Origin of the sequence: Streptomyces phyllanthi, assembly GCF_009377205.1 — a bacterium.
Classification (GTDB): domain Bacteria; phylum Actinomycetota; class Actinomycetes; order Streptomycetales; family Streptomycetaceae; genus Streptomyces; species Streptomyces phyllanthi.
Genome location: NZ_VJZE01000047.1, coordinates 21,044 through 34,006 on the forward strand (window position 1 = coordinate 21,044; position 12,963 = coordinate 34,006).

Annotated in this window: 15 protein-coding genes and 1 pseudogene; 9 read left to right on the top strand and 7 right to left on the bottom strand. The window is 70.7% G+C overall.

Going from position 1 to position 12,963, the window contains the following annotated elements; genetic code table 11:
* Positions 1-173 precede the first annotated feature (173 nt).
* The gene (locus tag FNH04_RS10075; protein ID WP_152782510.1) at positions 174-2,483 is read right to left on the bottom strand and encodes an MMPL family transporter; all 2,310 of its coding nucleotides are present in this window, start codon (positions 2,481-2,483) and stop codon (positions 174-176) included.
* Between the two features lie 233 nt (positions 2,484-2,716).
* Here FNH04_RS10075 and FNH04_RS10080 point away from each other — a divergent pair, with 233 nt between their 5' ends.
* Entirely contained in the window at positions 2,717-3,268 is a 552-nt protein-coding gene (locus FNH04_RS10080; protein ID WP_152782512.1) for a DUF1697 domain-containing protein, read from the top strand.
* Here the strand turns inward: FNH04_RS10080 and FNH04_RS10085 are convergent.
* Complete coding sequence (locus FNH04_RS10085; protein ID WP_152782514.1) at positions 3,249-4,130, bottom strand: transglutaminase-like domain-containing protein; 882 nt, start codon at positions 4,128-4,130, stop codon at positions 3,249-3,251. The genes FNH04_RS10080 and FNH04_RS10085 overlap by 20 nt on opposite strands.
* 110 nt (positions 4,131-4,240) lie before the next feature.
* On the opposite strand from FNH04_RS10085, the gene FNH04_RS10090 reads away from it, so the two are divergent.
* The 8 genes and pseudogenes from FNH04_RS10090 to FNH04_RS10125 all read left to right on the top strand — a co-directional run.
* The gene (locus tag FNH04_RS10090; RefSeq protein WP_152782516.1) at positions 4,241-4,579 is read left to right on the top strand and encodes a gas vesicle protein GvpO; all 339 of its coding nucleotides are present in this window, start codon (positions 4,241-4,243) and stop codon (positions 4,577-4,579) included.
* Between the two features lie 195 nt (positions 4,580-4,774).
* Positions 4,775-5,158 carry a gas vesicle protein GvpJ gene (gene gvpJ / locus FNH04_RS10095; RefSeq protein WP_152782518.1) on the top strand — a complete coding sequence of 128 codons (384 nt, stop codon included), beginning with the start codon at positions 4,775-4,777 and terminating at the stop codon, positions 5,156-5,158.
* Positions 5,159-5,289: 131 nt separating this feature from the next.
* Positions 5,290-6,000 carry a GvpL/GvpF family gas vesicle protein gene (locus FNH04_RS10100; protein WP_152782544.1) on the top strand — a complete coding sequence of 237 codons (711 nt, stop codon included), beginning with the start codon at positions 5,290-5,292 and terminating at the stop codon, positions 5,998-6,000.
* Between the two features lie 3 nt (positions 6,001-6,003).
* Complete coding sequence (locus FNH04_RS10105) at positions 6,004-6,255, top strand: gas vesicle protein GvpG (protein WP_152782520.1); 252 nt, start codon at positions 6,004-6,006, stop codon at positions 6,253-6,255.
* Positions 6,252-6,611 (top strand): gas vesicle protein, encoded by a 360-nt coding sequence (gene gvpJ / locus FNH04_RS10110; protein WP_152782522.1) that lies wholly within the window; start codon positions 6,252-6,254, stop codon positions 6,609-6,611. The genes FNH04_RS10105 and gvpJ (FNH04_RS10110) overlap by 4 nt, the downstream gene beginning before the upstream one ends.
* Positions 6,608-7,522, top strand: coding sequence for a GvpL/GvpF family gas vesicle protein (locus tag FNH04_RS10115; RefSeq protein WP_152782524.1), 915 nt, complete (start codon positions 6,608-6,610; stop codon positions 7,520-7,522). Before gvpJ (FNH04_RS10110) ends, FNH04_RS10115 begins: the two co-directional genes overlap by 4 nt.
* Positions 7,519-7,722, top strand: a complete 204-nt coding sequence (locus FNH04_RS10120; protein ID WP_322722848.1) for a gas vesicle protein — start codon at positions 7,519-7,521, stop codon at positions 7,720-7,722. The genes FNH04_RS10115 and FNH04_RS10120 overlap by 4 nt, the downstream gene beginning before the upstream one ends.
* A gap of 15 nt (positions 7,723-7,737) precedes the next feature.
* Positions 7,738-8,052: pseudogene (locus tag FNH04_RS10125) on the top strand (gas vesicle protein K); the annotation flags it as partial.
* Between the two features lie 24 nt (positions 8,053-8,076).
* Here the strand turns inward: FNH04_RS10125 and FNH04_RS10130 are convergent.
* From FNH04_RS10130 to FNH04_RS10155, 5 genes are all read right to left on the bottom strand, one after another.
* Complete coding sequence (locus FNH04_RS10130; protein ID WP_322722849.1) at positions 8,077-8,826, bottom strand: sirohydrochlorin chelatase; 750 nt, start codon at positions 8,824-8,826, stop codon at positions 8,077-8,079.
* A 7-nt stretch (positions 8,827-8,833) separates the two neighbouring features.
* Positions 8,834-9,751, bottom strand: a complete 918-nt coding sequence (locus FNH04_RS10135; RefSeq protein WP_152782527.1) for an ABC transporter permease — start codon at positions 9,749-9,751, stop codon at positions 8,834-8,836.
* Positions 9,738-10,526, bottom strand: a complete 789-nt coding sequence (locus FNH04_RS10140) for an ABC transporter ATP-binding protein (RefSeq protein ID WP_152782529.1) — start codon at positions 10,524-10,526, stop codon at positions 9,738-9,740. The genes FNH04_RS10135 and FNH04_RS10140 overlap by 14 nt, the downstream gene beginning before the upstream one ends.
* Positions 10,527-10,562: 36 nt before the next feature.
* Positions 10,563-11,666 carry an aliphatic sulfonate ABC transporter substrate-binding protein gene (locus tag FNH04_RS10145; protein ID WP_322722850.1) on the bottom strand — a complete coding sequence of 368 codons (1,104 nt, stop codon included), beginning with the start codon at positions 11,664-11,666 and terminating at the stop codon, positions 10,563-10,565.
* A gap of 225 nt (positions 11,667-11,891) precedes the next feature.
* A partial coding sequence (locus FNH04_RS10155) for a sulfate adenylyltransferase subunit 1 (RefSeq protein WP_152782533.1) occupies positions 11,892-12,963 on the bottom strand: 1,072 nt, incomplete at its 5' end.

Below are 12,963 nucleotides of genomic sequence, written 5' to 3' on the forward strand. Positions count from 1 at the left end.
GTATGGGCGTGGCCCGAGTGGTGGTCCCACCCCACCCGGGCCACGCCCGTAGTGCCGGTCAGATCCGTACGGTCCCGTCAGATCCGTGCGGTTCGGTCAGCCCCCGTACGGTCCCGTCAGGCTCGTACGGTCCGGTCAGGCTCGTACGGTCCGGTCAGGCTCGTACGGTCCGGTCAGACCCGTACCGTCTCGCCCTCGTCCTCACGGGCCGGCGGAACCGGCGGAACCGCCGGGGCGAGCGGCGCCGGCGGCTCCGGCTCGTCGTGGGTGAGGTCGGGGAGGCGGTTCATCCACTTCGGCAGGTACCAGTTGCGCTCGCCGAGCAGGGCCATCACCGCGGGGAGCAGCACACCCCGGATGATCGTCGCGTCGATGAGCACCGCGGCCGCGAGGCCGACACCCATCTGCTTCATGGACTGCATGGACAGCGTCCCGAAGATCGCGAACACGGCGACCATGATGACGGCGGCGCTGGTGACGACACCCGCCGTGGTGACCACACCGTGCTTGATCGCCTCGTTCGTTGTACGGCCCCGCAGCCGCGCCTCGCGGATCCGCGAGACCACGAACACGTGGTAGTCCATGGACAGGCCGAACAGGATCACGAACAGGAACAGCGGCAGCCAGGTGATGATCGCGCCGACGCCCTCCGCGCCCACCAGCGAGGCACCCCAGCCGTGCTGGAAGACGGCGACGAGGATGCCGTACGCCGCGCCGACCGACAGCAGGTTCAGCACGATCGAGGTGATCGCGACGGTCAGCGAGCGGAAGGACAGCAGCATCAGCACGAAGGCGAAGACCACGACGAAGGCGAAGACCGGGACGACGGAGCCGACGAGCTGCTCGTTGAAGTCGTGCGAGGCGGCGACCCCACCGGTGATCGGAGCCTGGACGCCGTCGACCCTGCCGAGCGTGCCGGGCCGTACCTCGTCGCGCAGCTTCTCCAGACTCGCGGCCGCCTTGTCCTGGTCGGAGCCGCCCACCAGCGGGACGTACACGAAGGCGAGGTTCTCCTCGTCGTGCACCTTGACCTCGACCGGGCCGCGCGAGGCACCCGAACCGACCGCCTGCTCACGGAAGTCGGCGATCGCCGACCGCACGTCGGGGGCGTTGATGTCCTTGGCCTTGACGACCACCCGGGCCGGTTCGGAGCCGCCGGGGAAGGCCTCGTTGACCCGGTTGTACGTCTGCACGATCGGCAGCGAGTCGCCGAACTCCTGGTCCAGGGTGAGGTTCTGCGTCTTCATGCTCAGCGCGGGCGCCGCGACGGCGAGCAGCGCACCGGCGGCGACCGCCAGCGAGAGCGCGGGCCTGGCGAGGACGACCCGCAGGACAGCGGTCCAGAAGCGGCTCTCGGTGTTCGCGGAACCGTTCGCGGAGCCGTCCACGGAGCGGCCGTTCCTGCGCCGCTTGTCCGGGTGCAGGAACGGGATACGGCCCGTCTCGACCCGCTCGCCGAGCAGCGACAGCAGCGCCGGCAGCACGGTCACGGACCCCACCATCGCGACCCCGACCACCATCAGCGAGGCCAGGCCCATCGCCTCGAACTCGGCGAGCCCGGTGAACAGCATGCCCGCCATCGCCACGCAGACCGTGACCCCGGAGACGATGATGGCGCGGCCACTGGTCGCGGCGGCCACCCGCAGGGCCGTCTGCGCGTCCCGCCCGGCCGCGCGCTCCTCGCGCTCGCGCCGCAGGTAGAAGAGGCAGTAGTCGACACCGACGGCCAGACCCACCAGCAGCATCACCGAGCCGGCCGCGTCGGTCATGGGGATCAGATGGCTGACGATGCTCATCAGGCCCATCGTCGCCATGATCGCGGTGATCGACAGCGCCACCGGCAGCAGCGCCGCCACCACCGCGCCGAACGCGATCAGCAGAATGCCGAGCGCCACGGGTACGGCGGAGTACTCGGCCTTCTGGAAGTCGTCCCCGAAGGCGTCGTCGAACGTCTTCATCATGCTGGCGCTGCCGATCTCCTCGATCCGCAGCTGCTCGTGGCCGTGCCGGACGCCCTCGACGGCCTTCAGTACGGGCTCCACGCGCTCACCCGCGGTCTCCGCCTCGCCGCGCATGTCGAACTGCACGAGGGCGCTGCGGCCGTCCTTGGAGATCGTCTGCGTGTCGTACGGGGAGGTCACGTCCGTGACCCGGCCGGTCTCCTCGACGGCCTTCATGACATCGGCGACGGCGGCCCGGAACGCCGGGTCCGTGGCTTTCACCCCGTCGCCCTTCGCCTGGATCAGGATGGTCTCACCGGCGGGCTCCTTGATCCCCGCCTCCTCGACGATGTGCGCGGCGGTGCTCGTCTCCCCCTTGAGCTGGTCGCTGTCCTTGACCTCGGCCTGGCCCACCGCCGAGCCGATCCCCATCGTCAGCACGACGAACAGCACCCAGATGCCCACGGCCGCCCATCGGTGCCGGGCGCTCCAGCCGCCGGCCCGGGCGGCGATTCCCCGCACCCGTGTCTCTCCGTTCCCCATGACGGGCTAGCCCCCTCGTCCGCGGTGACGGCCCCCTGCCGGCACCCTTCAGCACGAAGGTATGGGGCGGATAAGTACTTCTCTTCGTGCTGCCCGGTGAACCCGGGGGCGCGCATGTCATCCCGTCGGCCCCCGTCGTCTCCGCATCGGGTAGGACAGTGGCCCCTTACATGTAATCCGCGATCTCGGGGTCCTGCATCGGGGCAGGAGCATCCCGGCCGTATGGTGAGCGGATGACGACGTACGCGGCGCTGCTGCGCGGAATCAACGTGGGCGGCAGCAAGAAGGTTCCGATGGCCGACCTCCGTACGCTGCTCCAGGGCCTCGGCCACACCGGTGTCGCCACCTACCTGCAGAGCGGCAACGCGGTCTTCACCACGGGCGGCGGCGACGAGGACGTCCTCGCCGCGGACATCTCCCGGGCCGTCGAGAAGCGCTTCGGCTTCGGCGTCGACGTCATCGTGCGCGACCACGCCTATCTGAGGGCCGTACGGGACGCCTGTCCCTTCCCGGCCGCCGACCTCGAGCCCAAGCAGCTCCACGTCACCTACTTCTCGACCCGGGTCGACGCGGACCGCTTCGCCTCCCTCGACCAGCAGGCGTTCCTCCCCGAGGAGTTCCGCCTGGGCGACCGGGCCCTGTACCTGTACGCCCCGGAAGGGCTCGGCCGTTCCAAGCTGGCGGAGGCCCTCGCTAAGCCGCGCCTCCTCAAGGGCCTGATCGCCACCACCCGCAACTGGAACACGGTCGTCAAGCTGGAGGAACTCACCCGCGGTTCAGGGTGACCCTCCGTACGGCCGTGTAACCGGTGCGCGAGACGTAGGAACCGATCTCGTCCGGGACGGTCAGACGCGGGTCGCGGTACAGCTCCCGCAGCTCCTCGTCCGTGCGGGCCGCCGCGATCATGTCGGTCAGCGCGATGTCCCCCTCGGTGAGCGCCTTGTCGTCGCGGATCTCCGGGCCCCAGAAGTCCCAGGGCAGCAGCTCCACGCCGCCCACTGCGGCGGCCAGATCGGCGAGGGTGTTGGCGCGGATGTACCAGAGGCCCTTGACGTCCTCGATCCCGTCGACGCCGAACGTCTCCGGGTCCGCCCTCCCCTCCCGGCACATCCGCCAGGCGTCCCCGCCTACCAGGAACCGGTCCCGCGGCATGTCCAGCGGGTCGAAGGGCAGGTCGTAGGAGTGGTGCAGCACCTGTGCGTCGGCGAGCCGCCATGTGCCGTCCGGCAGCCGGTACTCGGTGACCCAGTGGTCGTCGTACCAGCCCTCCTTGAAGTAGCCGGCGAAGCCGCAGCGGATCCGGGCGGGGGTGCCGGTGGCCCGCAGCAGCGAGCACAGCAGCAGGGAGAAGTCGCGGCAGGTGCCCACGAAGCGCTCCTCGGGCGCCCGCTCCGCGCCGAACGGCCGGTCACCGTGTTCCCGCACGCGCAGGATGCGCAGCACCTCCGTCACGTACCGGGCCTCCGGATCGTCGTGTCCGCGCTCCTCGGGGACGGTCCAGCCGACACGTTCGCCCTCCGCCCGGTGGACGATCAGATTGCGAACGAGAACGGCCAGTTGACGGGGGTCCCGCGGCAGGGTGCTCGTGTCGAGGTCGCCGGGGTCGCTGAACGGGGTCTGCCCGAGGTGCTCGAGGTGAAGGTCCATGCCCCGGACCCTCGCCCCTGTCCCTGGGGCAAGGTCCACCCCCCGAAGACATGTTCGCTCATTGGCCGATTCACTCCCCACGCCGGTGGCGGACTTGGCACCGTATAACCATGACGAGCACCGAACCGGACGCCCCGGAGGCGACGAACTCCCCTGATACGACCACGAATCCGACAGATTCCTCCGGTCGTGTGAGTGCCGCACAGGCCATGCGCGGCGCCGCCGCCCAACTCGCCGAGCTGCTCGGCACCACCCCGGACTCCGTCTCCGCGCTCCGCCCGTCACAGGACGGCTGGACGGCCGATGTGGAGATCGTGGAGCTGGAGCGGGTCCCCGACACCATGACGGTCATGGCGACCTACCGCGTCACCCTGGATCTCCAGGGCCGGCTCCTCGGCTACGAGCGGGTTCAGCGCTACGCCCGGGGCCAGCTCGACCGACGCCGTTAGGCCTTCGCGTTTTCTCCCGCAACTGATCTTGACTCCACCCTGAACGCGTCCGGTGCCGCCCCCGTACGTAACAGCGGCACGGCGCCCGCCCGTTGCCGGTGCCGTGCCGATCGCGTACGGCACCACCAGGGCAGCCCGGCCGCCGGTGCCAAGTCGAGAACGGAGCCCAGCGAGAGGAACCGCACAGTGACCGTCATGACGCACACCGGCGCAGCGCAACCCGCTGCCGCCACCTCCAGTGGTTCGGGGAGCGCAGGACTCTTCGACATCCTCGAACTCATCCTGGACCGGGGGCTCGTCATCGACGTGTTCGTCCGTGTCTCGCTGGTGGGCATCGAGATCCTCAAGGTCGACATACGGATCGTCATCGCGAGCGTGGACACGTATCTGCGCTTCGCCGAGGCCTGCAACCGACTCGACCTGGAGGCGGGCCGCAAGGCCCCCGCCCGGCTCACCGACATCGTCGGCGACATGGTCGAGAGCGGCGCCCGGGGCAAGACCAGCGGTGTGATCGGCGGCGCCGTGGACGCGATCGGCGACATCTTCGACCGCGACAAGGACAAGGAGGAGGACCGGTGAGCGGCGCCCCGACGACCGAACCCCACGCGGAGCCGCCCGAGCAGCCGGCATCGCCCGAGCGGCCGGAATCGCCGACGACGGCCTCGGAGTCGGAGCCGGAGCCGAACCCGGAGCCGGCACCCGGCTCGCCCCTGTACGTCTACGCCATCACCGGCTCCGACCACCCCCTGCGGCTCGACGGCCTGCGGGCCGTGGGCGCTGCCGGCGGTGCCCCGGGCGTGCTCGTCCAGGGCGGGCTCGCCGCCGTGGTCAGCCCCGCACCGGCGGACCTGCGTCCCAAGCGCAGGGACCTCGGCGCCCACCAGGCCCTGCTGGAACGCCTCATGGCGGACGGGGCGGTCCTCCCCATGAGGTTCGGCCTGCTCGCCCCCGACGACACGGCCGTCAGGACGGCGCTGGGGGAGAGGGGCGAGGAGTACACCCGCAGGCTCGCCGAACTGCACGGCACCACCGAGTTCAACCTCAAGGCCGCACGCTCCCAGGACGACCTGCTGCGCGAGGTGGTCGACGAGTCCGACGAGGTCCGCCGTCTCAACGAGCGCACCCGCGACGGCAACGGCACCTACGAGGACCGCGTCGCCCTGGGACAACTGGTGGCCCGGCAGGTCGACCACCGGCAGCGGCTGCTGGCCGACCAGGTCGTCGAGCGGCTGGCCGGTCTTGCCCGCGCCAGGGTCGTGGCCGCTCCGCTGAAGGACGACTTCCTCAACGTGTCGTTCCTCGTCGAACGCGCCCGTGCCCGCGAGTTCACCGAAGCCGGAGCCCGGCTGGCGCGCGACTACGGCGAGGCCTACGACTTCCGGCTGCGCGGCCCCCTGCCGCCGTACAGCTTCGCCGCCTGACCCATGGGCCTGCTGACCGGCCTCCTCACCCTCCCGCTCGCGCCCCTGCGCACCACCATCTGGGTCGCCGAGCAACTGCAGTACGCCGCCGAAGAGGAGTACTACGACCCGGCCCCCGTCCGCCAGGCCCTCGTCGAACTGGAACGCGCCCTGCTGGACGGGCGGATCGACGAGGACGAGTACGACCGCCGCGAGGACGAACTGCTGGACCGACTCGAAGAGATCACCGAGCGGAGACGAGCCCCCCGACCATGACCCAACCGGTAGCAGGCACACGTCCCGGACCACGCTTCCCGTCCGTCTACGACCAGGACACCGGCGGCCAGACCGCCAACCTCGCCGACATCCTCGAACGGGTCCTCGACAAGGGCGTGGTGATCGCGGGCGACATCCGGATCAACCTGCTCGACATCGAACTGCTCACCATCAAGCTGCGCCTGCTCGTCGCCTCCGTCGACAAGGCGAAGGAGATGGGCATCGACTGGTGGGAGCACGACCCCTCCCTCTCCTCCCGGGCACCCCGCCCGGACCGGTCCCTCACCGAGGAGAACGAACGCCTGCGCGCCGAGATCGCCGCGCTGCGGGCAGCCGACAGGAGCCCGGAGTCATGACTGACACAGCCACAGCCACAGCCACAGCCACAGCCACGGACACGGACACGGACACGGACACGAAGACCCTCACCGGCGGCATCACAGCCACCGAGATCGTCTACGCCTACGCGGTGCTGCGCCGCACCCCCGAGGCCGTCGCGGCGGTCGCGGACCTGCACGGCATCGCGGGCGAGCCGATACACCTGCTGGACTCCGCGGACCGCGCCTCGGAACTCGCCGTGGCCGTCGGCCCGGTCCCGGCCGCGGACTTCGACGAGGCGCCCCTGAAGTCGAACCTGGAGGACCTGAGCTGGCTGGAGTCCACGGCCCGGGGCCACCACACCGTCGTCGCCGTACTGGCCCGGTGCGGCGCCACCGTCCTGCCGCTGCGCCTGGCCACCGTCTACCGCGACCAGGACCGCGTCCGGCAGGCCCTCGACGCCCGCCGTGACGACTTCCTGTCCCTGCTGGACCGCGTCACGGGCCATGTGGAACTCGGCGTCAAGATCTACGCCTCCCCGGACACCGCGCCGTCCGGCCCCGTGCGCGATCCGGACCGTGCTCCGGCCGCCCGTGTCCTGGCCGCCGGTGTCGGTGCCGGCCGCGCCTATCTGGCGGGACGCCGTCGGAAGCGGCAGTCCGCCGAGGACGCGTGGCAGGCGGCCACCCAGGCCGCCGCCCGGCTGACCGAGACGGCCGGCGGCCTCGCCGTCGACCGCGTCGCACACCGCCCCCAGCGCGCCGACCTCGCCGGTCCTGTGCCCGGCACCAATGTCAGCAACGACGCCTACCTGGTCGCCGCCGACCGCGTCGACGACTTCCGCACCCGTGTGCTGGCGGCCGCCGAGGGCCTCCCGGGCGTCCGCGTGGAGCTGACCGGTCCCTGGGCCCCCTACTCCTTCGCCATCCCCCCGGAGCCGGTCCTGTGACCGTCTCCCCGTACGCGGACCGGCAGGTCGCCCTCGTCGACCTCCTCGACCGGCTTCTCCAGGGCGGTGTCGTCCTCACCGGCGACCTCGTCCTGTCCATCGCCGACGTCGATCTGGTCCGTATCGACCTCCGCGCCGTCATCGCCCCCGTGGCCGCCCTGGTGGCCGCCGACACCGCCCGACCCACCCCACCGCTGTGAGGCCGAATGACACCGCCGCCGCCCCCGGCCCCGCTCCCGGGGGCCGTCCACCGCATGTCGTCCGACCCGGACACCGTCGAGCGCGACCTGGTCAAACTGGTCCTGACGGTCGTCGAACTCCTCCGCCAGCTCATGGAACGCCAGGCCCTGCACCGCGTCGACAACGGTGACCTCACCGAGGACCAGGAGGAACGCGTCGGCCTGACGCTGATGCTCCTCCACGACCGCATGGAAGACCTCTGCGCCCGCTACGACCTGCGCCTGGAGGACCTCAACCTGGACCTGGGCCCCTTGGGGACCCTGCTGCCGCCGGATGGCCGCCGACCCTGATCGGGGCGTAGGAAACCGCCCGCCTCAGGCGCCGAGTGCCGCCACCGCGGGCGCCCTCACCGCGTCGTACCGCTCCAGCAGCACACGCGCCACCTCGGGCGCGGGCCCCAGTACGTCCGCCAGGACATCCGCACCGGCCGCGCCCCGCGCGATGCGGTCCGGGAGGAAGCCGGGGGCCAGGACGTACGGGGCCACCGCCACGCGTGCGCAGCCCAGGGCGCGCAGTTCCCGTACGGCCTCCTCCGTGCGGGAGAACCCCGCGGGAGATGCAGCGGAGGCGAACGCAGGTCGCACGGCGCACCAACCGGTGTGCCGCCACTCCCGCGCGATTTCTGCGATCACTGCGATCGCCTCCGGGTCCGTGGACCCCGCCGAGGCCAGAACGACCCCGGTCGAGGACTTGGCGGAGCGGGGCAGGCCCGCCTCGTACAGACGGCGCTCCAGGGCCGCCAGCAGCAGCGGCGACGGGCCGAGCACCTCCGCCTGGTGGATGCGCAGCCGCCGCGGGGCCTCCCGCAGTACGGCCGGGATGTCCGCCTTGGCGTGGAAGGCGCGGGTCAGCAGCAGCGGGAGCGCCACCACGTCCCGTACTCCCTCCGCCGCCAGGGACTCCAGCACCCCTTGCACGGACGGGATGTTGAAGTCCAGGAAGCCGGTCTCCACGCGCAGCCCGGGACGCGTCGCCCGGACGCGCCGGACGAGGGCGTGCACGGTCGCGGCATGCCGCGGATCACGGCTGCCGTGGGCGATGACGAGGAGGACCGGGCTGCTCACGGGAGTCTCAGCTCTTCACGAGGAGACCGCGGCTGCGCAGGACCCGCCGCTCCAGCGGGCTGAAGATCAGCAGGTCGATGGCGATACCGACGATCAGGATCAGCAGGATGGCCAGGAAGACCATGGACATGGAGCTGGTGTTGCGGCCGTTCTCCAGCAGCTGGCCGAGACCGACGCCGAGCTCGGGCGAGGAGGCGATGATCTCGGCGGCCATCAGAGAGCGCCAGGAGAACGCCCAGCCCTGCTTCATACCCGCCACATAGCCGGGCAGCGCGGCCGGCATGACGATGTACCAGGCCCCGCGCAGCCCGGTCGCGCCGAGCGTCCGGCCCGCCCGCAGGAACAGCGGCGGCACCTGGTCGACACCCGACACCAGGCCGTTGGCGATCGACGGCACGGCGCCCAGCAGGATCACCGCGTACATCATCTCGGGTTCCAGACCCAGCCAGATCACGGCCGGCGGCACCCAGGCCACCGACGGCAGCGACTGGAGACCGGAGAGGATCGGGCCGATCGCCGCCCGCACGAACCGCACCCGGGCGACCAGCAGACCCAGCGGTGTGCCGATCGCCAGCGCCAGAAGGAAGCCGAACAGACCGCGGGAGACGCTCGTCCAGATGTATCCGAGCAGCGTGCCCTGCAGCCAGGCGTCCTCGATCTCGCCCCACACGTCGGAGGGGGAGGGCAGCTTGGTCGGGTCGTCGACGATCTTGAACGAGATCAGCGCCTGCCACACCACCAGCACGAGCGCGATGGCGAGGAGCGGCGGCAGGATCTTCTTGACGAGGGTCTCACGGAAGGGGGTCCGGCCCGTCTGGACGGACTCCAGGGCGTCCAGGCCCGCTTCGAGGCCCGCCAGGTCGTTGCTGTGCTTGGCGCCGTCCTTGACGCCGTCCCTGGCGGCCGGGCTGTCAGTGCTGGCCATGGCGGCGGATCTCCCCACGCAGTTCTTCGGTGATCTCGACGGACAGCTCCGCCACGGCGGCGTCCTCGATACGGCGCGGCTGCGGGATGTCGACCCGCCACTCCCGCGCGATACGGCCCGGACGGGAGGACAGCAGGATGACGCGCTGCGCGAGCCGGACCGCCTCGCGCACGTTGTGCGTGACGAAGAGGACGGACAGCTGGGTCTCGCTCCAGATACGGGTCAGCTCGTCGTGCAGCACGTCCCGCGTGATGGCGTCCAGCGCCGCGAACGGCTCGTCCATCAGCAGCAGCTTGCTCTCCTGGGCCAGCGCCCGCGCGAGTGCCACGCGCTGGCGCATACCGCCGGACAGCTCGTGCACGCGCTTGCCGTACGCGCCCTTCAGCCGGACCAGTTCGAGCAGCTCCTCGGCCCGGCCGTGCCGCTCGTTCTTGGGAACTCCCCTGAGCTTCAGGGCGAGTTCGATGTTCTTGCCCGCGGTGAGCCACGGGAACAGGGCGTGTTCCTGGAACATCAGGGCGGGGCGCCCGTCGGTCGTGATGCTGCCCGCGGTCGGCTCGTCGAGCCCCGCGACAAGATTCAGCAGCGTCGACTTGCCACAGCCGGAGGCCCCCAGAAGGGTGACGAACTCGCCCGGAGCGACATCGAGGGTGATGTCGTCGAGGACGAGCTGCTGTCCGGCGGGCCCGGCGAAGGACTTCGAGACATGCTCGATACGGGCGGCGTGCTCGACCGCCTGGACGCCGTCAGCGGCCTTGGCGAGTGCGGTGGCCATGGTCGTCACCTCCTGGAGACTCATCGGACTACGTGCTTACCTGACGCCGAGACCGGCGTCATCGACCTCGGACTCACCCGCGGCCTTGAGGACCTTGTTGAGGATCGTGAGGTCGTAGATGCCGTCCAGCTCCGGGTCCTCCAGGAGACCGGCCTTGACCGCGTGCTGCGCCTCGGTGCCGAGGGTGGAGGCCAGCGGGTCGTCGGTGAACCGGATCGACTTCCACGCCGGGTCCAGGACATCGGCCGGCAGCTCCTTGCCGGAGTCCACCTTCAGCTGGGCGTTGGCCGTGGCCTTGGCCTCGTCCGGGTTGGCGTTGATCCACTTGTTGGTGTCGACCGAGGCCTTCAGCACGGCCTCGACGGCCTTCGGGTGCTCCTTGAGGAACTCCTGCGACACGATGATGTTCGTGATCACGAACATCTTGTCCGGCCACAGGTCGGCCTCGTCGAGCAGTACCTCGGCGCCCTCGGCGACCAGCTTGGACGCGGTCGGCTCCGGCACCCAGGCGCCGTCGACGGAACCGGCCTTGTAGGCGTCCGGGGTGATCTTGTTGTCGGTGCGGATGACCGACACGTCGCCCTCGCCGCTCTGCGCGTCGACCTTCCAGCCCTGTTCGGCGGCCCAGTTGAGGAACGCCACGTCCTGCGTGTTGCCGATCTGAGGGGTGGCGATCCTCTTGCCCTTGACGTCCTTCAGGGACTTGATCCTGTCCGGGTTGACCACGAGCTTCACCCCGCCGGAGGCCGAACCGCCGATGATGCGCAGGTTCTTGCCGGCCGACTTGGTGAAGCCGTTGATCGCCGGTGACGGACCGATCCAGCCGATGTCGATGGAGCCGGAGTTGAGCGCCTCGATCTCCGAGGGACCGGCGTTGAAGACCTGGTACTTCGCCTCGGTACCGCCGAGCGCCTTCTGGAAGAAGCCCTTCTGCTTGCCGACCAGGGCCGTGGCGTGGGTGAGATTGCCGAAGTAGCCGATGTCCACCGAGTCGAGACCGTCGATCTTCTCGGCGCCGGCGGCGACCTGGACGGTGTCGTCCTTCTTGGCCTGAGAGCCGTAACCGCAGGCGGCGAGGGCGAGGAGGGGGAGCGCGGCCGTGACCGCGAGCGTGCGGCGGACGGCGGTACTGGCTGGCACGGGAGGTGTTCCTCTCGATGGCGCCCGGTGGGTCACGGTCTCTCAGGCCGCGGCCGGGAGGTCGGCAGGTTTTCGTCTACGGCGGTGGGGGGTGAGGGCGCGCAAGCGGTGCGCGTACGTCATCGCACACATCGCGTCACTCCGCCCTGCCCGCTGCCCAGGGCGCCGCTACCGACCCGGCCGCCCTCCTTCGCGAACATCGCATAGAAGTCTGTGGAACTCATGTCAGAAGTCCCACCCGTCGTCCTCGGCCTCGTCCTTGACCGGCTCCGGCGAGGCGAACGACTCGCCGACCATGCCGGCGGTCAGGGTCGTGCCATCGGCAGGGTCGATCAGGATGAACGAGCCGGTGCGCCGCGAGTCGGCGTACGAGTCGACGGGCAGCGCCTCCGCAGTGCGGATCTTCACGCGGCCGATGTCGTTGGCGACGAGCTGTCCCGGGTGCGGGTGCAGGGACAGGTCGTCGAGCGTCAGCCGGGACGGGATGTCCTTGACGATCGCCTTGACCGTGCGGGTGCCGTGCTTGAGCAGCACGCGGTGGCCCACGGTGAGCGGGGCGTCGGCGACATGGCAGACGGTCGCCTCGATGTCCTGCGTGGTCGCGGGCGCGTCCTTGCTCGGCACGAGCAGATCGCCGCGCGAGATGTCGATGTCGTCCTCCAGCAGGAGGGTCACCGACTGCGGCGTCCAGGCCGCCTCGACCGGCTTGCCCAGCAGGTCGATGCCCGCCACCCTGGTCGCGCGACCGGAGGGGAGCACCGTCACCGGGTCGCCGACACGGAACGTACCGGCCGCGATCTGGCCCGCGTACCCCCGGTAGTCCGGGTGCTCGGCGGTCTGCGGGCGGATCACGTACTGCACGGGCAGCCGGGCGTGGCAGTGCGCCAGGTCGTGGCTGACCGGGACGGTCTCCAGGTGCTCCAGGACCGTCGGACCGCCGTACCAGTCCATGTTCGCCGACGGGTCCACCACGTTGTCACCGGCCAGCGCCGAGATCGGGATGGCGGTGATCTCAGGGACGCCCAGCTCGGTCGCGTACGCCGTGAACTCCTCGGCGATCCTCGCGAAGACCTCCTCCTCGTAGGAGACGAGGTCCATCTTGTTGACGGCGAGGACGACGTGGGGGACGCGCAGCAGGGCGGCGATGGCGGCGTGGCGGCGGGTCTGTTCGACGACGCCGTTGCGGGCGTCGACGAGGATCACGGTGAGCTCGGCGGTGGAGGCGCCGGTGACCATGTTGCGGGTGTACTGCACGTGGCCGGGTGTGTCGGCGAGGATGAACCGGCGGCGGGGTGTG